Source organism: Siminovitchia terrae, assembly GCF_003605405.2.
Taxonomy (GTDB): domain Bacteria; phylum Bacillota; class Bacilli; order Bacillales; family Bacillaceae_C; genus Siminovitchia; species Siminovitchia terrae.
On sequence record NZ_QYTW02000004.1, the window covers coordinates 63,654 to 83,592 of the forward strand.

The window sequence follows — 19,939 nt, forward strand, 5'->3', positions numbered from 1 at the left end:
TCTCATTCAAACCGTAAATAATAGATAAAAGGAAGACGACTGCCTTCACAGAAAAAACACATTTATATTTTAATAATAAAAAAATATATAAAAATAAAGATTTTGTATAAAAATGCATAAAAATCATTGATTATAAATCCATTACAAGCTATTCTTATATAGGAAGAAATACCGAAATCTCTATCAATTATACGAATTGCAACAAATGAAAGAGGGGCATATAGTTGAAAATATCAATGAAAAAAACGTTATTGTCTATTATTGCAGGATCTGCTCTTGTTTTATCAGCCTGTGGAGGTGGAGAGGCTGAAAAAGATTCATCCGATAAAGGTGGGGCAAAGACAGAAGAAACGAAAGTGTTGAATGTTGGTACAGAAGCCACATTTGCACCTTTCGAATTCATGGACAAGGGTGAAGTGACTGGGTTTGATGTAGATTTGTTGAACGCAGTGGCTGAAGAAGCCGGATATGAAGTAAAAATTGAGAATACTGGTTGGGATGCCATGTTTGCGGGTCTTCAAAGCAAGCAGTTGGATATTGGTATGGCAGGGGTCACAATTACGGATGAAAGAGTTGAATCTTACGATTTTTCAAATCCATATTTTGAATCAAAAACAATGATCGCTTTCAAAGAAGGTAAAGTGGATATTAAAAACGCGAAAGATTTGGATGGGAAAAAACTAGGCGTTCAAAACGGAACGACCGGACAATTTGCTGCTGAAAAAGTGGTTGGTAAAAATTCTCCTGATATTTCTAAATACGAAACAGCTGCTCTTATGTTCCAGGCATTGCAAGGTGACAATGTTCAGGCCGCTGTAACAGACATTGCAGTTGCATTGGAATATCAAAAGAAAAATCCTGATGCAGGAATTCAAACTGTCGCAGACGACAAGGAGTTCGAGTCTGAATTTTACGGAATTGTTTTTCCAAAAGGAAGCGACCTTGTAGATGAATTCGACTCAGCACTAAACACTGTCATTGATAACGGAACATATGCTGAAATCTATAAAAAATGGTTTGATAAAGAGCCGGATGTCGAAGCTTTAAAGAAAGCGGCTGAGAAATAATATATCAATACGGCTGTCCAATAATGGTGTTCACCTGTGGATAGCCGTTTTTTTCTCTAAGGTATTGGACAGGCAAACAAGGAAAGGTGAAACCCAATGAACATTCGGTATGATATTATATTAGATTATTTACCGTTTTTTATAAAAGGAACGTTGTTGACGCTTGGACTGACAGCTGCAGGGGTAGCGCTGGGATTAATACTGGGACTTTTTATCGGGCTTGGAAAAATGGCCAACAGACTATGGGTTCGCATGCCATTTATTTGGTATATCAATTTCTTTAGAGGGACTCCATTTTTAGTGCAAATCCTTCTTATTCATTTTGGGGTTGTACCGTTATTTATGAGTCCTGCCAACCCGATTGTTTCTGCTATAATAGCTCTGGCTCTTAACTCTGCGGCTTATATGGCTGAGATTTTCAGAGCAGGTATTCAATCAATTGATAAAGGACAGATAGAAGCAGCTCGCTCTCTTGGTATGACCCATAAACAAGCAATGAAGTTAGTTATTTTGCCGCAGGCTTTTAAACGGATGATTCCGCCGCTTGGAAATGAATTTATTTCATTGTTGAAGGAAACCTCGTTAGCAGCCATCATTGCGGCACCTGAGCTCATGTATTGGGGACGCGCCGCGCAAGGGCAGTATATCCGTGTATGGGAACCCTATATTACAGTAGCAATCATTTATTTAATCCTTACCTTATCATTGACATACTTGATGAACTTCATTGAAAGGAGGATGAAGACTGAATGATTTCTGTTAAAAATTTGAAAAAATCCTTTGGAGACAATGAAGTGCTTAAAGATATTACTCTTGAAGTGAATCCACAGGAAGTTGTAGTTGTAATCGGACCATCAGGATCAGGAAAGTCTACATTCATCCGCTGCTTGAACCTTCTTGAGTCTGTAACTGGCGGCCATGTGTATGTGACAGGGAAAGATCTTACAAATAAAAAGACTGATATCAATGAAATCCGTAAGAATGTCGGAATGGTATTTCAGCATTTCAACTTGTTTCCACATAAAGCTGTTTTGGAAAACATTACAATGGCCCCGATTAATGTCAAAGGGGTATCCAAACAAGCAGCTAACGAAAAGGGGATGGATCTCCTTCATAAAGTCGGATTGGCAGATAAAGCAAATGTCTACCCAGATTCTTTGTCTGGAGGCCAAAAGCAGCGTGTAGCGATTGCCAGGGCCTTGGCGATGGAACCAAAAGTGATGCTTTTTGACGAACCGACATCAGCACTGGACCCTGAAATGGTGGGTGAAGTCCTTGAAGTGATGAAGCAGCTCGCCAAAGACGGGATGACAATGGTTGTGGTCACCCATGAAATGGGGTTTGCCAGGGAAGTCGGAGACCGAGTTATTTTTATGGATAACGGATATATCGTCGAAGAAAATGATCCTGCGGAGCTTTTTTCCAATCCGCAGCATGAACGTACGAAAGCTTTCTTAGGAAAAGTTTTATAAATGTCAAAGCCTGAATTCTTTAATTGCAGGCTTTTTTTATGGTTACAAATCGTGAGGGTGAGTTCAGAAGGCTGAACAGTGAAGCTAACCACCTTTAATGTAGCCAAACCATATTAGGATTTCAAGACAGGCTATCAAACATAATTGTGGAGCGGAATCGGAATAAAACTTTTAAAAAAAGTGGCGCCGCTCCCTGGATGTGAAAGCTGGCACCATTTGTAAAGTTATCCGTGCATTTGCACACTGAATTTAGAAAATATATTTTCTATTTGATCATTTACGGATATTCCCATCTCATTGGTAAAAAACTGTTTCATGTCACTTGCCACTTTAGTTGCTTTGGTAACAAGATTCTTCTTTAATAGCATTTCGAGATAATCAAAATAAATGTCTTCTTGATACGGGTCCTTGTCCAGAATCCTCTCAAAATACTCAAAGCACTTTTTATAATGGTTTTGCTCAAAGTAATGCTGAGCAAGCGTTTGACTTGTTTTTACGAATAAAACCCTAAGCCGTTCACGTTCATTTTCCAACATCGCTTCATATGGATATTCCTCAAAATAGTCTCCACGGAACAGTTTGACAGCTTCTTCTAAATTATTTATATCGGCATCATCTCCTTTTTTAGTCAGAGTCATAAATGTTTCTATATCCAAATCTACGTCGGTTGTATCAAACAAGTATTGGTTGCCAAATCTTTTAATAAAGCGGGAATGGACCCCGGACTTCAAATTGGGCTCTAATGTTTTCCTTAGGACGGACAATGATACGTTGAAATGATTATCAATCGTACTCAAAGAACCATCAGGAAAAACAGTATCGATAATCATGTCTTTTTCTATTTTTTTATTTCTGTGTGTAATGAAAAATTGCAGTAGGCGCAAACTTGATTGACGCTTGATTGTAATTGGCTTATTTTCGTAGCATACATTGAAGTTTCCAAGCGTATGAATCGTAAGCTGTTTCGGTCGCTCTTTCAAATTCTTCACTTTGGCTTTTGGCTTCGATCCATCCAAAAGCCAATAAAAATCATATTTTTCACATGTGTTTTTTATTTCCGAGTAAGTTTTGGCAGCCTGCGCTTTATCTCCGATAACTGTATATAAATGGTATAACGATATCTCAACCATGCATTGGTAATGTGTAAAAAGGGAGAATGCTTCAGATGCTTGTTCAAAACATCTTTTTGCTTCTTCAAATTTTTTGCATTTTAAATAGCTTTTCCCTAGTTCATGTTTGGACCATCCGTTGTCAAAGTCATTATTGAAGCTTTCAGCAAGGCTGACAGCTTTTTCTCCCCATTCAATAGCTTTGGTTCCATCGTTTTTTACACTGTACAGTCTACCCATTGTCGTGTATATGAATGTCAAGGATGATTTATCGTGCTCTTTGGCGATATTCAGTGCTAATTGGATATAAGGGGCAGCTTTATCTACTTTTTCTTTATCGAGATAGATGGTTGCGAGAGTATCTAACGCGTGAATTTGAGTATGTTTGATCTTGTAACGTTCAGAAATGAAAACGGCTTTTCGCACATGCTCAATCGCTTCTTCATCCTTCCGCAAATATCTGTATATCTCGGCCAGTAAGATTAAATTCAGCGCACTCATGGCATGGTCGTGAAATTGTTCTGAGCCCTTTAATGAATCGCTGAAAAGCTGTTTTGCTTTCACGATATCTCCGCGCATCAGATAGATGGTTGCAAGGCGATGTTGGAGGTTGCAAAGCCAAAGTTCATTCTTCTTTTTTCTTAAAAGGGATATGTTTTCTTCAAAAAGGGTTGTCAACTCCTTTAGTGTGGCGAGCGGTACACACCGGATCAAAAACAATGTATTGTTGGCAAATGAGTCACCAGCTGATATCTCCTCGAGCCATCCGTCCAAAAATAGCATTGACTCGACTGGATTATATAAATCTCTGATCAATCCCATGACCTTGGCCGCCTTCAAGTAATCTTTTCCAATTGTATAATGGGCAAAGGAATTGATTAGTTGATAACGCTCTTCATAAATGGTAGCCAGCCTCAAATGTTCCTTCATATAATCATTTTTTATTTTATTTTTATAGTTTTGATACAAATACTGCCTGAATAAACGATGGTAACGGATCATGCCCTGTTGGTCCCGATATACAAATAAATGCTGGGTGAGCAGACGGCTTAATATTTTTTCTGAATAGTCGATGCCAAGAAACTCATCAATTACGACTGGATCTAGTTCAGTGAGCAAACTCGTTTTATATAAAAAATGTTTGACCTCTTCAGGCTGTGCTTGAAGGACTTCCACAGATAAATAGTCATAAATGTCTTGGACATAAGGGAACGTAGACCACAGCGATAAGCGCTCCTTGACGTTCATTTTGGCAATGACACCAAGAATGAGCTGGTAGCTTGCAATCCAGCCCTCGGTCCTTTCGAAAATGAATTGTACTTCCTGATTTTCCAAATTCAATTGATTCATTTCATTGAAAAAGCGGCATGTTTCATCAAGGGTAAAGGCTAAATCGGCAGTCGTAAGTTCTTTGTATTTCCGCTCTACTTTCAACTTGGCTATTGGTAATCGCGGGAGGCCTCTGCTGATAATAATGACGGTCACTGCCGGGGAGGTATGTATTAATTCATTTATGATCGGTTCTATTTCGGGGCTTGAATCTACCAACTGGTAGTCGTCAAAGACGAGCAGCAGCGGCTCTTTTCTGTCCGCCAATATTGAAACGATGGTAGCCAATTCAGAGTCAACCTCTTCGGCTTCTAAAATTTGCGGCGAGTGGTCAATCCCCAATTGTCTAGAGATACCGGTTTTGACATAGCTGAGAAATATATGGGCATAGCGATCCGAGCTTCCTAACTGGTACCAGACTGCTGGAATCCTTTTCTCGCAGATGTAGCTGGAAATAAGCATGGTTTTTCCATAGCCGCTGTCACCAGTAACCAGCAGCAATGAAACCTTTTCATGCTGATCCAGTTCATTAAATAACCGCTTTCTTTTCAAAGATGGAGAGTAATTAGGCATTTGTAACTTATTTTCCTCAATATTCATCATTATCTCCCCCTCATTTTAAAGTACTGTAACCGCTGTCTTTTTTTAGATTAGGGTTGGCCCAGGTCGGATATGTATTTTGTTAAAAAGTAAGAAAGTTTGTAAGTTTCCAGTAAGTCTTTTGGTCTATCATTTAGTTTAAGTTAAATCCTCACAATATTCAATATGACTTTGAAGGGAGATTGACGATGACTAAGGAATACAAACTATTTATTAATGGAGAGTGGACAGATGCTCTCTCAGGAAAAACATTTGAAACTTACAATCCAGGGACAGGAGAAGTGAATGCTGTCGTCGCAGAAGCGGGAAAGGCAGATGTTGATCGCGCTGTTCAGGCGGCGAGAAGGGCTTTTGAATCAAATGAATGGAAGAACATGCCGCCGGGGGAAAGAGGTAGGCTTCTGTTCATGGCCGCACTTAAAATGAGAGAAAAGATTGAACGCCTTGCTGAAGTGGAATCGAGAGAATGCGGTTTAACGATAAAAGAGACCCAATTCATTGCTTTGCCGGCAACTATTGATGTTCTTGAATTTTATTCGGGGCTTGCCAATAAATTACAAGGGGAAACACTTGCTTCACCTCCTGACCGATTGAATTATACGATTCGTGAGCCGCTTGGTGTTATCGGGGCAGTGGTACCTTGGAATTTCCCATTGATGCTCGCTATGTGGAAAATTGCACCTGCACTTGCAGCCGGAAATACGATTGTGCTTAAACCGGCGGAACAGACACCTTCCAGCTTGCTTGAATTAATGGAGATTTTCCAGGAAGTTGGTATTCCAGATGGAGTTATAAACGTTGTTCCTGGGTTTGGAAAAGAAGCGGGAAGTGCACTAGTGTCACACCCAGGCATTGACAAAATCGCCTTTACAGGATCAACTGCAACAGGAAGATTTATCATGCAGGCTGCCAGCGAGAATTTGAAACCGTTATCACTCGAGCTTGGAGGGAAATCCCCAAATATTATCTTTGAAGACGCCAACCTTGCAAATGCAGTAAAAATGGCTGCGTTCGGTATTTATTTTGCCCAAGGACAGGTTTGTGCGGCAGGCTCCCGTATCTTTGTCCAGGACTCTATTTACGATGACTTCATGGATGCATTTGTTAAGCAGGCAAAATCAATCAAGGTTGGCAATCAGTTGGATATGGCTACACAGATGGGGCCACAAATTTCACAAACACAACTTGAAAGAATTGAGGATTATGTGGCGGCTGGACTGGATGAGGGAGCAAGCTTACTGACTGGTGGGGAGAGACTTTTTTCAGGAGATGGATATTTCTTTACTCCGACCATTTTGGAAAACGTATCCAATGAAATGAGAATTGCCCAAGAAGAAATTTTCGGACCTGTAGCGTCAGTTATTCGATTCAAGGATGAAGAGGATGCATTAAGAAAAGCAAATGATACGATATATGGATTGGCTGCGGGCGTATGGACGAACGATATTAAACGCGGTCATCGGATGGCCAGAGGTCTCAAATCCGGAACTGTATGGATCAATACATATAGTCTCTTGGACAGTGCGGCTCCATTTGGCGGAACCAAACAGAGCGGGTTCGGGCGTGAACTGGGTGTTCAGGCTATGGATATGTATACGGAAACAAAGCATGTCTGGGTTGATTTGAATCCTGACGCTATCGATTGGTACGGCGCTTAAGGCGTACCTGTCCATAAATAATAACTTACAGAAGAACTTTAGGGGAGGAATTGATAATGACTAAATCTGTAACAACTGAAATCAGTGTGGAGGAATTACGAGAACTGGACAAAAAACATTTTTTGCACCCGACTACTCCGATCAAAGAACAGCAGGTGGAAGGGCCTGAACTCATTTTTGAATCAGGAAAAGGCATTCGCATCACCGATGTAAATGGCGATGAATACATCGACGGGGTATCTTCCTTATGGAATGTCAACGTCGGTTATGGGAGAAAAGAACTTGCTGAGGCAGCAAGTGAGCAGATTCTCAAGCTTTCTTACGGTTCTTCTTTTTTCAACCAGTCGCACGAAGTAGTTATACGTTTAGCCACAAAGCTAGCAAGCATCGCACCCGGCGACCTGAATGTAAGCTTCTTTACATCTGGAGGATCGGAATCTAACGAAACAGCCTTTAAAATCGTTCGACATTATTGGAAGCTAAAAGGGCGACCGGAAAAAAGATTAATTATTGGATTGGAAAATGGGTATCATGGTGTAACGATGGGAACGACGAGCGCCACAGGCGTTCCTGAATTTAAAAATATGATCACAGAAATCGCCCCTGGTTTCTTGCATGCTTTGCCGCATCAAACTGAATGCGAAAAAGGGGAAAAGTCCCATCCCAACTACGAAAGAAGCATCAGGGGGATCATCGAGAAGGAAGGACCGGAAAATATTGCGGCTGTCATTCTTGAGCCTATACAGGGAGTCGGTGGTGTGAATATTCCTCCAGAAGGATATTTGAAATCGGTCCGCGACCTTTGTGATGAGCATGATATTTTCATGATTACAGATGAAGTTATCACGGGATTCGGAAGAACAGGAAAAATGTTCGGGGTTGAACACTGGGATATCGTTCCTGATCTAATGTGTGTTGCGAAAGGGATTACGAGCGGCTACGTCCAGCTTGGGGCAGTCATGATGTCAAGCAAGCTGAGAGATGAGCTAGCAGACATGTCTGAAGGACCGATGTTCCATGGATTCACCTACAGCGGACATCCGACGGCTTGTGCAGTAGCATTGAAAAATATAGAAATCATTGAAAATGAAGGCCTTGTGGAGAATGCCCGTGAAATGGGAGAGGGATTGTTAAAAGGCCTGAAGTATCTGGAGGAAAACCACAAGATTACTGCAAAAGCCAGAGGGCTGGGATTAATGGCGGCTATTGAGCTGTTCAAAGATCCTGAGACAGGTGAAGGCTTTGCGCCGGAATTGTTTGCAGCTCCAGCGGTTGTCGCCGCTTGTAAGCAACGCAATCTGATTTTGAGGCCGCTTATTTTCGGAGGAATGAATGCTGTGGCCATTGCACCTCCATTAATCTCACAAAAGCAGGACATTGAAACAATCATCGAGATTTTATCAGATTCAATTAAAGAGTTTGAGCAAAAAGTTCTTTAATTACTGATGAAAGGGCTGTCCCAAAATTGACAAATTCGGAGAAGACCTTTGGGACGGTCTCTTTTTCTCATGATTATGCTAGTTCTTTTTTCTGATTCATTTAGTGTAAACGATTTCATACGGGTGTATAGAAATAGATTAAGAGAGGAGTGTTATTATGGAAGCTAGAAGGACCTCCGAAGCGGTTTTACAACCTGCTGATACGAATACCGGCACCGACGAATTGAAGAAAGTATTTAAAACAAGAGATTTGGTAGTCTTTGGACTTGTTTTCATGGCTCCAGTATCAGCTCAGACATTATTTGGAGAATTGTCGTTGATCTCCCAAGGCCATGCCGTGTTATCTTATCTCGTTGCACTTGTTGCCATGATTTTCACGGCTGCTAGTTACGGAAAAATGGCAAGCGCTTTTCCGGCCGCAGGTTCAACATATAGTTATACGGCACGTGCCATCCACCCGGCTGTTGGATTTATTGCAGGCTGGACCATTTTGCTGGACTACTTAATGATGCCTATTTTATTGACAAAGTTGAGTGCATTATTTTCTTTGGAGCTCTTTCCGAACGTTCCATATTGGATTATGCTGTTAGTCTTTTTCGTTCCAATCACTCTTTTCAATTACTACGGAACTAAAATTACAGCTCGTGTAAATATGGCCATGACTGCAGCTATGCTGTTTAGTCTAGTCATTTTTATTATCTTTGCGATGTCAAGTCTTGTGCGTACTGACGGGTTTGTTAGTCTTTTTTCAATCACCGGAATCTTTAACGCCCACACATTTTCAATGGACGCTTTAATAGCAGGTGCTTCCATTGCCGTTTTGTCGTACTTAGGATTTGATGCAGTAACGACAATGGCGGAAGATTCAAGGGAATCCGGAAATATAGTTGGTAGAGCAGCGGTGATTGCTTTGTTGTTTGCTTCTCTTTTCTATATAATGCAAGTCTATTTTGCAACCTTGGTTGCTCCGGATTTCAAATCCTTCCAATCTCCCGATACAGCCTTTTTTGAGATTGCTACTGCTGTCGGCGGCAGCGGATTAGCTACTATTTGCACTGTCATCATCGCTTTAACTGGTATTGCTACAGGATTGGCCGGACAATCCTCTGGATCAAGGATTCTGTTTGGCATGGGGCGTGACAGGGTGCTTCCATCGATCTTTGCTAAACTTCATCCGAAGCATAAAAGCCCATACGCCAGCATTATCATTTTAGCTGTAACAGGGTATTTAGGAGCGCTATTACTGCCATTGTCTTTCATTTTTTCGATTATGGTCTTTGGAGCATTAATTGGATTTACTTGCGTTAATATCTCAGTATTTTTGGAATTCTATATTAAAAGGAAGGAACGTTCAGGGAAATATATTTTGCTGCACTTGTTATTCCCAGCATTGGGGGTATTTGTCTGCTTAAACATCTTATTCGGAATGGATGCCATCGGAATTACAGTGGGCTTTTCCTGGATGTTTATTGGAATCATCGTGTTGTTGTTTAGAATGATCTCTGTAAAAAAATCCGGGGCAGCGGATCCTTTTAAATTGGATATGTGATGTGAAAAGTGTAAACGCTTCGGTTTGTGCTTGGCATCAAAGATTCACTCCTCGCGCTTTTCTTTACTATTGCAATCATAAAAAGAGGAAAAACATCTGCCAATCTAAAGTAATGTTTTTCCTCTTTATTCAAGATCTCTTAATTAATTCATATCCCTTGATTGCCGCTTCGACGGCAATTCTTTGATTTGACTCCATGTAATCCTTTCCGAGTAACTGCTCAATCTTATCGAGTCGATGATAAAGTGTTTGTCTTACGATATAGAGCTGTTCGGCCGCTTCTTTTTTCGATCCGCCGCAAGCAAAATAGACTTTTAATGTCTCGTAAAGATCGCTGTCATTTTGGGAATCGTAATCCAGGATGGGCCCGAGATAATCTTCTACATAGGTGGATAGTTCACCGCTCTTTCTCAAGGGGAGAAGCAACCTGTATATCCCGATATCGTCATAAGTAATCATCTTCTCTTTGATGTTTGAATGATTTAAGGCAACGACTTCTTTTGCTTCCGCATAGCTTTTAGATAATTGGTCAATGTGCTTGTATTCCCGTCCAACTCCGTAAATCTTGTTATTCCCCAAAAGCACCTTGTGATCCTTCGTTCGTAGAAGGTGTTGGGTTAAACGTGTCAGCATATCTTTCCCTTTCTCGGGAGCATTCGCCGGGAACGCAGCGATAACAGCGATTTCCTCTTTAGTTGCCGACACAGCGGGGAAAAATCCGAACCTTTTAAAAGATCCCCGGATCATCAATGATCTTTGGAGCTTTATATCCTCCCATTCTTCTTCACTGATCATCCGGTCAGGCATCTGAATCTCCATGACAAATACCCTATATCTCATGTCGGGTCCTGCAAATGGCAAATGACTGATCAACTCCTCGGAGTTATAATCCCTGCCCTGTAAAACAGCCCTCACAAATTTGTCTTCGGAATGCTGCTTTCTTTCTTCAATCGTTCTGTTTCGTAAAAGAATTTGGGCAATGGCAAGAGCGGCCCTGTCCAAAATTAAAAAATGAAATTCTTCCGGAGCATCATCAGCGGTATGAAGACATAAGTAGCCCCAAATTTGGCCAAGTCCTTCAACCGGCATAAAAACAAATGATTCATTATCAATTGTAAGCATTCTTTGAGAGATGGTCTCAGTTTCAGTTTCCGCTGTTTGAAAATGATCCAGGATCAAATCGTGAAAGTACTTTTGATCAGAGGGATAGTAGAAGCTCTTGCCCTGTAAAGGAACGAAAATAATGGTCCGATGAAAGTAATCGTACAATTCATGAAGTATTTTTAAAATACCGTTTGAAGACATGGACAGCTCAATGAACCTTCTTGAAGAAGAATCTAAGTAGCTTAGCAGGTCATGATGCCTATTGATAATCAAACTATGAAGCTCCTGCGTAATGTCTACGAATTTGACAGTCTCTTCAAACATGATAATAGGAAAATGATTCATTTCGGCAAGCTCTAAAATATCTTCGTGAATTTCTTGAAAATAAGGACCCTTTTCAATGCAAATCCCGGCTGCATTCGAAGCAATCAACTGCTGGACAAATTTTAGCTGGGTGGAGACGTCGAGGTGGAGTCCGACACCAGTTGTTAAAATCAACTCTCCTCCATGAATGAGTGAGCCAAAGTCTTCCACTTCCAAAACGTGGACCCATCGGATCACTCTGTCAAGACCGCCGGATCCGGCAAGTACTTTAGCGCGCTTGAAATGACTTCTTGTAAAAATATCCTTTACTTTCAATGTGAATTCATTCATCATGGCGACGGCCTCCAATATGTTAAATGAAATAGAACGATGATTTTACATAATGTCTAATGATTTAAAAGCGAATAGTTTGTAAAATTGATTATGAAGTGAAAGGAAGAATGAGTCAAATATAAATCTTACTAAGCTTAGGAGGATGAAAAGATGAGTGCTGTTTCTGAAAAGACGAAAACGCTTGCGAATTTTATAAATGGACAATGGGTTAAATCTAAGACAGACAAATATGAAGATGTTCCAAATCCGGCAACTGGAGAAATCCTTGCCCGCGTTCCAGTTTCTACAAAGGAGGATCTGGAAGATGCGGTAACAGCTGCCAAAAAAGCATTTAAGACATGGGGAAAAACTGCGGTTCCGCAAAGGGCGAGAATCCTTTTTAAGTATCACCAGTTATTAATCAATGAGTGGGACGAACTGGCAAAATTGATCACTATCGAAAATGGGAAAAATTTTGCTGAAGCATATGGTGAAGTTCAAAGAGGGATTGAGTGTGTGGAGTTTGCTGCAGGAGCGCCGACATTGATGATGGGACATCAGCTTCCTGATATTGCAACAAATATTGAATCCGGAATGTACCGTTATCCGCTTGGAGTAGTTGGAGGAATCACTCCGTTCAACTTCCCAATGATGGTTCCGTGCTGGATGTTCCCTCTTGCCATTGCTGCTGGAAACACATTTATCTTGAAACCATCTGAAAGAACACCGCTTTTGGCAAATCGATTGGCTGAGCTTCTGAATGAAGCAGGTCTTCCTGAAGGAGTATTCAATATCGTACACGGTGCACATGATATTGTAAATGGAATTTTGGAGCATTCTGATATTCCGGCCGTTTCATTTGTTGGATCACAGCCGGTTGCCGAATACGTCTACAAAACTGGTACCGCAAACGGCAAACGAGTTCAGGCACTGGCAGGAGCCAAAAACCATACGATTGTCCTTGAAGATGCAGATTTGGATTCTGCAGCAAACAACATCTTTAACGCGGCCTTCGGTTCTGCAGGAGAGCGCTGCATGGCGTGTTCAGTCGTTGTTGCAGTTGACGACATTGCAGACGAGCTTGTTAAAAAGCTTGTTGAAAAATCTGATAGCATCAAAATGGGTGACGGACTGCAAGACGGTGTTTTCTTGGGACCGGTCATTCGCGATTCCCATAAAGCTAAAACACTCGGCTATATCGAATCAGGAATTGAGCAAGGCGCAAAACTTGTCCGCGACGGACGTAAAGATCAAACTTTATCAGAAGGCGGCTATTTCGTAGGGCCGACAATCTTTGAGAACGTAACGACTGATATGAAAATCTGGAAAGAGGAAATCTTTGCTCCTGTTCTTTCAGTCATTCGCGTAAAAGATTTGGATGAAGCAATTGAATTAACGAACAAATCTGATTTTGCAAACGGTGCCTGCTTGTTCACAGACAGTGCCAAAGCTATCCGCAAGTTCAGGGAAGAGATTGATGCTGGTATGCTTGGCATTAACTTAGGTGTTCCTGCTCCGATGGCATTCTTCCCATTCTCCGGCTACAAGAAATCTTTCTACGGAGATCTGCATGCAAACGGACGTGATGGAATCGAGTTCTATACACGTAAGAAAATGGTTACTCAAAGGCACGCTTATTAATACAGGGGTGGAGGTCGGCCGCCTTTAATTGGCGGCTCTATCTTTGAATAGCTCAGCCCAATTTGGGCAGTTGTTTCTTGCTAGGCAGGTTATTTAACTTCATTCAGCAGAAGTCTCCCACTTCTGTAAGTGGTAAGATGAATGCATATTGGTATTCCATTCAGTGGGGGTTCAAACCCCGGCTGAATAAAGTCAAAGCCTCCAGTGGATGCCACAGATTTTCAGAGGAATTTATCGAGCGGAGCTCGATAAAATCTGGGCGCAAATACGCCAAGGCGCATTTGATATAAAAACATGGACATAGACAGTCTGGCCTGCCCATACAATTGGGGAAGAGCCCGGGCTCAAAAGAAAGGGGTAAAGCTATGACAACAGTTAAAACGGATACATTAGTTGATAGAGACCGCCAAAATGTTTGGCACCACATCTCTCCGTATAACGAATCGAGCCCTCCGACAGTTTTTACAGAAGCGAAAGGGGCTTGGATGACAGATCACAAAGGAAACAAGGTGCTGGACGGCATGTCCGGGCTATGGTGTGTAAATGTTGGATATGGAAGGGAAGAGTTGGCAAAAGCCGCCTATGATCAAATGATCAAAATGACTTATACCCCGATGACACAAAGCCATCAACCCGCGATCGATTTGGCGGAGAAATTGAATGAATATTTAGATGATGACTACATGATTTTCTATTCAAACAGTGGATCTGACGCCAATGAGGTTGCCTTTAAGATTGTGAGGCAATATCATCAGCAAAACGGTGAGTCTTCCAGATTTAAATTTATCTCACGTTACCGCGCCTATCACGGAAGCTCCATGGGTGCATTGTCGGCAACAGGCCAGGCGTTAAGGAAATATAAATATGAGCCATTGGTACCTGGATTTTTACACGTTGCGCCACCAGACAGCTATAGAAGGCCGACAGGTATGTCCGTTGAGGAGTTCAACATTCAAAAAGCGCAGGAATTTGAAGAAAAAATCATCTGGGAGCAAAAAGAAACGATTGCCGGAATCATTATGGAGCCTCTTATCACTGGTGGAGGTGTCATCATACCGCATCCGGTTTATATGGAAAAGGTTCAAGAAATTTGCACTAAGTATGGCGTCTTGTTGATCATCGACGAAGTTATCTGCGGATTTGGCAGAACTGGTAAGATGTTCGGACACATGCACTATAAGGTAAAACCGGACATTATCTCAATGGCCAAAGGTTTGACAAGCGCCTATTTGCCATTATCTGTCACGGCTGTTAGAAAAGACATTTATGAGACTTTTAAAAAGAGCGAAGAAAACAGCCATTTCCGACACGTGAACACATTTGGCGGAAATCCTGCAGCTTGTGCACTAGCTTTGAAAAATTTGGAAATCATGGAAAAAGAAAATCTAGTTGCTCGTTCCGCGGAACTTGGAGAACGCCTGCAAAGTGAATTGGCTGAGTTGAATGACCATCCTCATATCGGTGATATCCGGATCAAAGGATTTTTAATGGGAATTGAAATGGTGGAAGACAAGGAAACAAAAGAGCCTGCAACGAACGAGAGGGTCGGAAAGATCATTGCAGAGTGTAGGACCAAAGGATTGATTATTGGTAAAAACGGGGACACTGTTGCCGGATATAACAACATTTTAACTTTATCTCCTCCACTTTCTTGTACCGACGAAGATGTTAATTTTATTATTTCGACAATCAAGGATGTATTAAATAATAATAAATAAAATGCAGGTTAAAATACTGTGTACAGAGGTGTTTTCGACAACACCTCTGTATTGTTCACAAAAATGTTTTCTCAGGGGGCTTTCGTTTACTGAATTAAAGTGATATATTCTATTTGTGATAGTTAGAACATGTTAGGAGGAAGTATTATGATTATTGGTGTACCTAAGGAGATTAAAAGTAACGAAAACCGTGTTGCTATGACACCGGCTGGTGCTTATACATTGTCACAAGCAGGCCATGAAGTACATATTGAAACAGGTGCAGGGCTCGGCTCAAGCTTTACTGATGAGCAGTATGTTGAAGCTGGCGCGAAAATTGTCGGCGGTGCTAAAGAAGCTTGGGACGCAGACATGGTTATGAAAGTTAAAGAACCTCTTGAAGAAGAGTTTGGCTATTTCCGTGAAGGACTTATCCTTTTCACATATTTGCACCTTGCTGCAGAACCAGCTTTAACTAAAGCTCTTGTAGAGAAGAAAGTTGTTGCGATTGCTTACGAAACTGTACAGCTTCCAAATCGCTCACTTCCACTTCTTTCTCCAATGAGTGAAGTTGCAGGAAGAATGGCTACACAAATCGGTGCTCAATTCCTTTCCAAAACTTATGGAGGAAAAGGAAAACTTCTTGCTGGAATCCCAGGTGTAGAGCGTGGAAAAGTAACAGTTATCGGTGGTGGACAAGCTGGTACAAACGCTGCGAAAATGGCAGTAGGTCTTGGTGCAGACGTAACAGTTATCGACTTGAGTGTTGACCGTCTTCGCCAGCTTGACGATATTTTCGGCAACGATATTAAAACATTAGTTTCTAACCCATTCAACATTGCTAATGCGGTTAAAGAATCCGACTTAGTTGTTGGTGCGGTTCTTATCCCAGGAGCGAAAGCACCTAAACTTGTTTCGGAAGAAATGGTTAAATCCATGTCTCCAGGTTCTGTCCTTGTAGACATCGCGATCGACCAAGGCGGTATCTTTGCTACTAGCGACAGAGTTACAACTCATGACAACCCAACTTACGAAAAACATGGCGTTGTTCACTATGCTGTTGCTAACATGCCTGGTGCTGTTCCACAAACATCAACTATGGGATTGACTAACGTAACAGTTCCTTATGCGCTTCAAATCGCAAACAAAGGCTACAAGCAAGCTTGCCAAGATAACGAAGCTCTATTCAAAGGAATCAACGTTCTTGATGGAAAAGTTACATTCAAAGCAGTTGCTGATGATCTCGGATACGATTTCGTTGATGCAAAAGAATTGCTTTAATAAGGAAATGCGGAAGGCGGCTGCTTAGGGGCGACAAGCGCTGGCCGCCGACTAACGCCACATCCTGTGGCGTCGGTGGCACTAGGACGTCCTGTCCGTCGGAGAAAAACCAAGAAGGCGTTTGGCCTTATTGGTTTTTTTGAAGCGACCTCGAAGCCCCTGCCGCCTGAAGCTGGACAATAGAAATGCGGAAGGCGGCTGCTTAGGGGCGACAAGCGCTGGCCGCCGACTAACGCCACATCCTGTGGCGTCGGTGGCACTAGGACGTCCTGTCCGTCGGAGAAAAACCAAGAAGGCGTTTGGCCTTATTGGTTTTTTTGAAGCGACCTCGAAGCCCCTGCCGCCTGAAGCTGGACAATAGAAATGCGGAAGGCGGCTGCTTAGGGGCGACAAGCGCTGGCCGCCGACTAACGCCACATCCTGTGGCGTCGGTGGCACTAGGACGTCCTGTCCGTCGGAGAAAAAACCAAGAAGGCGTTCTTGGCCTTATTGGTTTTTTTGAAGCGACCTCGAAGCCCCTGCCGCCTGAAGCTAGACAATAGAAATGCGGAAGCGCCTATACTAGCCTCGACAATTAGATGATTCCCGCGGAGGCAGCTTTTTCATCCATAGGGAATCGGCTTATGAGGGGCTTGGTGCTTTATAACAAATAAAAACAACCGCGAGTAATCAAATCCCGCGGTTGTTTTTTATTGCTTTGATTTTGAAAATCAATAGAAGCTGTTTGCACGAAAAAAGGAAGTTTCGCGCGATAATCGGAAAGATCGCACGATAAAAGGAAATTCCGCACGAAAAATAGGTAGATCGCACAATTAAATGATTTTCCGCACGATCAATTTGTTTCCCCATGTTTTCACTCCAAAAATCGCTTCCCACGCGCTTTTACCAATACCAGAGCACTCCAGGTTTCCCATCTCTATTCGATGATTTGCAAGGTTTTAGGATATTGTGTTAAAACTTCAACTCCATCTTCAGTTACAAGAACATCATCCTCAATGCGCACCCCGGCAACTCCAGGAATGTAGATTCCTGGCTCGATAGTAAATACCATCCCAGGCTCCAGTTCCATTTCGTTAGTCTCTGTCATGGAAGGGAATTCGTGTACGCTGATTCCGAGACCATGGCCGAGCCGATGGGTGAAATATTCCCCGAAGCCAGCATCTCTAATGATATTCCTTGCAGTTTGATCCAGTTTTTTTGCTTTTACCCCGGGTCTTGTCAATTTGACTGCTGCTTCTTCAGCTTTTAAAACCGTCTCGTATATTTCTTTTTGTCTATCGGAAATTTCCCCGAAGGCAAGTGTCCTAGTAATATCAGAACAATAGCCGTTGTAAACGACTCCTAAATCCATCAATACAAGTTGTCCTCGTTCGATTTTCGTCAAGCCAGGGATTCCGTGCGGTGAGGCAGCATTCGCTCCGGTTAGTACGAGAGGATCGAATGACATTCCGGCTCCCTTTTTCTTGATTTCATATTCGATGGCTGCAATGATATCAAGCTCTGTTTTTCCTTCCGCCAGCTCGTTTGCACCGACTTCGACAGCAAAATCGACCAGCTCGCATGCCCTCTTGATCAATTCAATTTCCTGTTCATCCTTTAAAAGGCGCAATTCGTTTAAAATATTATCAGCGCTTATAAAATGGGCATGTTCAAATCTGTTTGACAGTTCTTCATATCTACTCAAGTTCAAGTGATCCTTTTCCACAGCCCACGACTGTAACTTTGGAATGCGCGATTGTATTCGCTCTTCTGCAAGGTTCCATGGGTTGTCAGAGTCACTATACCCCAGAATTTCCTTATCCCAGCCCGCGTTCCTTGCATCATCTACTTCCATACCAGGACAAATGAGAAGAGGCTCTTTTTCTTGAAAGACAACGAGACCAAGCAGCCGTTCGTGCGGTTCGCACCTAAATCTGGTAAGATAAAATACATTATCTGGTGAAGAAATGAAGGCTGCATCGATTTGTTGGTCTTTCAGCCACGAGATCAATTTTTCTAGCCTGGAGTTCATAACTATCATCCCCTTGATTTCAATTATTTAATTTGAGATTAGCATTAGATAGTGAAAGAAACAAATAAGTAGGAAAACAATTAGAAAACAGGAAGGAAATACTCAAGTAATCTCGAAATCAATTGGATATAGGGATTTTAACTTCATTCAGCAGAAGTCTCCTACTTCTGTAAGTGGAGGGATGAATGCCTATTGGTATTTATTCAGTGGGGGTTCAAACCCCGGCTGAATGAAGTTAAAGCCTCCGGCGGATGCCACAGATTTTCAGAAGAACTTATCGAGCGAAGCTCGATAAAATCTGGGCGCAAATACGCCAAGGCGCATTTGATTTAAAGGAGTGTTGTAGGAAGATGAAAGTCTCGTATCATGGACATTCAGTGGTGAAAATTGTAACAGAAGGGAAAACGATTTTAATCGATCCTTTTATAACTGGAAATGAATTGACGGATTTAAAAGCGGAGAATGAAAATCCGGATGTTATTATTTTAACGCATGGGCATTCCGACCATGTCGGTGACACTGTAGAGCTTGCTAAAAAATGCGGTTCACTCGTAATTGCTCCGAATGAACTTGCAACCTACATCGGATGGCAAGGTGTGAATACGCATCCAATGCATATTGGTGGAGCGTATGAATTTGATTTCGGCAAAGTAAAATTCACGCCTGCTTTTCACGGTTCTGCTATTTTTACAGATGATAAACAAATCATTTATTTAGGCATGCCTGCTGGAGTTTTATTGATGGCGGAAGGAAAAACAATTTATCATGCTGGAGATACTGCACTGTATTCGGATATGAAATTGATTGGAGAGCGTCATCCTATTGATTTGGCATTTTTGCCGATTGGTGACAATTTTACAATGGGGCCGGAAGATGCTGCGCTGGCAGCGGAATTTGTGCAGGCTAAAACGGTTGTCCCGATTCACTACAACACATTCCCGCCCATTAAGCAGGACCCGCAGCGTTTTATCGAATTGCTAAAAGAGAATATTTACGGGAAAGTCATGAATCCTGGGGATTTAATCGAGCTATAAGCATATCCCTCTGCATATATTAATACCATTAGTTTATGCAGGGGGTAATTTTATGAATAACCGTTATTTGCTTTGCCTTCTAATTTGCTCTGCTCTGATTTACTTTGCAGTACCTCGCATAGACCCGGCCGCTTCAGGGATGGAAGGGGGATTTGCTACAAGCTGGCTGGTGTTTGCTTTCCTTGTTTTTGCAGGAAACCTAGCAGCTCTTTTATTTCCTTATAGACATAACAAAAGATACGCTGAGAATTCTGAGAGGGACAGAAAAAGAAAAGAGCGTATGAGAGCAAACTAAAAGAAGGAGAAAATTGA

Annotated in this window: 16 protein-coding genes; 13 read left to right on the forward strand and 3 right to left on the reverse strand. The window is 41.9% G+C overall.

Annotation, left to right across the window (positions count from 1 at the left end; translation table 11 throughout):
• Positions 1–224: 224 nt before the first annotated feature.
• The 3 genes from D5F11_RS06345 to D5F11_RS06355 all read left to right on the forward strand — a co-directional run bounded on the left by D5F11_RS06345 (position 225) and on the right by D5F11_RS06355 (position 2,539).
• Entirely contained in the window at positions 225–1,067 is an 843-nt protein-coding gene (locus D5F11_RS06345; protein WP_120115465.1) for a basic amino acid ABC transporter substrate-binding protein, read from the forward strand.
• Between the two features lie 96 nt (positions 1,068–1,163).
• Complete coding sequence (locus D5F11_RS06350; protein WP_120115464.1) at positions 1,164–1,820, forward strand: amino acid ABC transporter permease; 657 nt, start codon at positions 1,164–1,166, stop codon at positions 1,818–1,820.
• Positions 1,817–2,539, forward strand: coding sequence for an amino acid ABC transporter ATP-binding protein (locus tag D5F11_RS06355; protein WP_120115463.1), 723 nt, complete (start codon positions 1,817–1,819; stop codon positions 2,537–2,539). Before D5F11_RS06350 ends, D5F11_RS06355 begins: the two co-directional genes overlap by 4 nt.
• A gap of 224 nt (positions 2,540–2,763) precedes the next feature.
• On the opposite strand, the gene D5F11_RS06360 is transcribed toward D5F11_RS06355, so the two are convergent.
• Positions 2,764–5,580 (reverse strand): AfsR/SARP family transcriptional regulator, encoded by a 2,817-nt coding sequence (locus D5F11_RS06360; protein WP_120115462.1) that lies wholly within the window; start codon positions 5,578–5,580, stop codon positions 2,764–2,766.
• 185 nt (positions 5,581–5,765) lie between these two features.
• Here D5F11_RS06360 and D5F11_RS06365 point away from each other — a divergent pair, with 185 nt between their 5' ends.
• The 3 genes from D5F11_RS06365 (at position 5,766) to D5F11_RS06375 (ending at position 10,223) form a co-directional block, all read left to right on the forward strand.
• The gene (locus tag D5F11_RS06365) at positions 5,766–7,235 is read left to right on the forward strand and encodes an aldehyde dehydrogenase family protein (RefSeq protein WP_120115461.1); all 1,470 of its coding nucleotides are present in this window, start codon (positions 5,766–5,768) and stop codon (positions 7,233–7,235) included.
• A gap of 56 nt (positions 7,236–7,291) precedes the next feature.
• Complete coding sequence (locus tag D5F11_RS06370) at positions 7,292–8,674, forward strand: aminotransferase family protein (protein WP_120115460.1); 1,383 nt, start codon at positions 7,292–7,294, stop codon at positions 8,672–8,674.
• A 157-nt stretch (positions 8,675–8,831) separates the two neighbouring features.
• Entirely contained in the window at positions 8,832–10,223 is a 1,392-nt protein-coding gene (locus D5F11_RS06375; protein ID WP_120115459.1) for an APC family permease, read from the forward strand.
• Positions 10,224–10,352: 129 nt separating this feature from the next.
• Here the strand turns inward: D5F11_RS06375 and D5F11_RS06380 are convergent, their stop codons facing one another.
• Positions 10,353–11,984 carry a PucR family transcriptional regulator gene (locus D5F11_RS06380; RefSeq protein WP_120115458.1) on the reverse strand — a complete coding sequence of 544 codons (1,632 nt, stop codon included), beginning with the start codon at positions 11,982–11,984 and terminating at the stop codon, positions 10,353–10,355.
• Positions 11,985–12,134: 150 nt separating this feature from the next.
• On the opposite strand from D5F11_RS06380, the gene D5F11_RS06385 reads away from it, so the two are divergent.
• From D5F11_RS06385 to ald, 4 genes are all read left to right on the forward strand, one after another.
• Positions 12,135–13,604 (forward strand): CoA-acylating methylmalonate-semialdehyde dehydrogenase, encoded by a 1,470-nt coding sequence (locus D5F11_RS06385; protein WP_120115457.1) that lies wholly within the window; start codon positions 12,135–12,137, stop codon positions 13,602–13,604.
• A gap of 137 nt (positions 13,605–13,741) precedes the next feature.
• A complete protein-coding gene (locus D5F11_RS26040; RefSeq protein WP_185830533.1) occupies positions 13,742–13,894 on the forward strand; it encodes a hypothetical protein in 153 nt (50 codons plus the stop codon).
• Positions 13,895–13,969: 75 nt separating this feature from the next.
• Positions 13,970–15,322 carry an aspartate aminotransferase family protein gene (locus tag D5F11_RS06390; RefSeq protein ID WP_120115456.1) on the forward strand — a complete coding sequence of 451 codons (1,353 nt, stop codon included), beginning with the start codon at positions 13,970–13,972 and terminating at the stop codon, positions 15,320–15,322.
• A gap of 147 nt (positions 15,323–15,469) precedes the next feature.
• On the forward strand, positions 15,470–16,582 hold the full coding sequence (gene ald / locus D5F11_RS06395) for an alanine dehydrogenase (protein WP_120115455.1): 1,113 nt from the start codon (positions 15,470–15,472) through the stop codon (positions 16,580–16,582).
• 916 nt (positions 16,583–17,498) lie between these two features.
• On the opposite strand, the gene D5F11_RS06400 is transcribed toward ald, so the two are convergent.
• On the reverse strand, positions 17,499–18,593 hold the full coding sequence (locus D5F11_RS06400) for a M24 family metallopeptidase (protein ID WP_120115452.1): 1,095 nt from the start codon (positions 18,591–18,593) through the stop codon (positions 17,499–17,501).
• 192 nt (positions 18,594–18,785) lie between these two features.
• Between D5F11_RS06400 and D5F11_RS26045 the strand changes: the two genes are divergently transcribed.
• From D5F11_RS26045 to D5F11_RS06410, 3 genes are read left to right on the forward strand one after another with little or no spacing between them, the layout of a single operon-like run.
• The gene (locus D5F11_RS26045; RefSeq protein WP_185830534.1) at positions 18,786–18,926 is read left to right on the forward strand and encodes a hypothetical protein; all 141 of its coding nucleotides are present in this window, start codon (positions 18,786–18,788) and stop codon (positions 18,924–18,926) included.
• Positions 18,927–18,943: 17 nt separating this feature from the next.
• Complete coding sequence (locus D5F11_RS06405) at positions 18,944–19,627, forward strand: metal-dependent hydrolase (RefSeq protein ID WP_120115451.1); 684 nt, start codon at positions 18,944–18,946, stop codon at positions 19,625–19,627.
• Between the two features lie 52 nt (positions 19,628–19,679).
• The gene (locus D5F11_RS06410; RefSeq protein ID WP_120115450.1) at positions 19,680–19,922 is read left to right on the forward strand and encodes a hypothetical protein; all 243 of its coding nucleotides are present in this window, start codon (positions 19,680–19,682) and stop codon (positions 19,920–19,922) included.
• Positions 19,923–19,939 lie beyond the last annotated feature (17 nt).

Coding starts and splice junctions, on each gene's coding strand:
- D5F11_RS06350 (WP_120115464.1), top strand. CDS start 1,164: ATGAACATTCGGTATGATATTATATTAGATTATTTACCGTTTTTTATA.
- D5F11_RS06355 (WP_120115463.1), top strand. CDS start 1,817: ATGATTTCTGTTAAAAATTTGAAAAAATCCTTTGGAGACAATGAAGTG.
- D5F11_RS06360 (WP_120115462.1), bottom strand. CDS start 5,580: ATGATGAATATTGAGGAAAATAAGTTACAAATGCCTAATTACTCTCCA.
- D5F11_RS06365 (WP_120115461.1), top strand. CDS start 5,766: ATGACTAAGGAATACAAACTATTTATTAATGGAGAGTGGACAGATGCT.
- D5F11_RS06370 (WP_120115460.1), top strand. CDS start 7,292: ATGACTAAATCTGTAACAACTGAAATCAGTGTGGAGGAATTACGAGAA.
- D5F11_RS06375 (WP_120115459.1), top strand. CDS start 8,832: ATGGAAGCTAGAAGGACCTCCGAAGCGGTTTTACAACCTGCTGATACG.
- D5F11_RS06380 (WP_120115458.1), bottom strand. CDS start 11,984: ATGATGAATGAATTCACATTGAAAGTAAAGGATATTTTTACAAGAAGT.
- D5F11_RS06385 (WP_120115457.1), top strand. CDS start 12,135: ATGAGTGCTGTTTCTGAAAAGACGAAAACGCTTGCGAATTTTATAAAT.
- D5F11_RS26040 (WP_185830533.1), top strand. CDS start 13,742: ATGAATGCATATTGGTATTCCATTCAGTGGGGGTTCAAACCCCGGCTG.
- D5F11_RS06390 (WP_120115456.1), top strand. CDS start 13,970: ATGACAACAGTTAAAACGGATACATTAGTTGATAGAGACCGCCAAAAT.
- ald (WP_120115455.1), top strand. CDS start 15,470: ATGATTATTGGTGTACCTAAGGAGATTAAAAGTAACGAAAACCGTGTT.
- D5F11_RS06400 (WP_120115452.1), bottom strand. CDS start 18,593: ATGAACTCCAGGCTAGAAAAATTGATCTCGTGGCTGAAAGACCAACAA.
- D5F11_RS06405 (WP_120115451.1), top strand. CDS start 18,944: ATGAAAGTCTCGTATCATGGACATTCAGTGGTGAAAATTGTAACAGAA.
- D5F11_RS06410 (WP_120115450.1), top strand. CDS start 19,680: ATGAATAACCGTTATTTGCTTTGCCTTCTAATTTGCTCTGCTCTGATT.